The organism is Pseudomonas sp. HY13-MNA-CIBAN-0226 (genome assembly GCF_040310305.1).
Classification (GTDB): Bacteria; Pseudomonadota; Gammaproteobacteria; order Pseudomonadales; family Pseudomonadaceae; genus Aquipseudomonas; species Aquipseudomonas gregormendelii.
On sequence record NZ_JBEOPS010000309.1, the window covers coordinates 1 to 267 of the forward strand.

General features: G+C 36.3%; 1 protein-coding gene. It reads left to right on the top strand.

Translation table 11 applies throughout. The features are described from left to right. Nucleotides 1–60: 60 nt before the first annotated feature. Nucleotides 61–267, top strand: a 207-nt coding sequence (locus AAEZ05_RS28880; RefSeq protein WP_350650027.1) for a hypothetical protein, incomplete at its 3' end; no start/stop codon positions are given.

The following is a 267-nucleotide window of genomic DNA, read 5'->3' on the forward strand; positions in this document are numbered from 1 at the left end:
GACTACAAGTCTGTATTTACAACTAATTACAGTATGGGCGACCATAGAGTATCTTGGAACATGAACTATACATCGTCTACTTATGAAGATGATGCTACTGGTCACTTGGATTCATGGTTAATTCACAATCTAAGTTATGTTTATGATGCTGGTAACTATGGCCAATTACTACTAGGTATCAACAACCTAACAGATGAAGATCCTGTGTTAAGTTCTGTAGGTACATTTGATAATGCTGACCTGTATAACAACTACGGTCGTGAATAT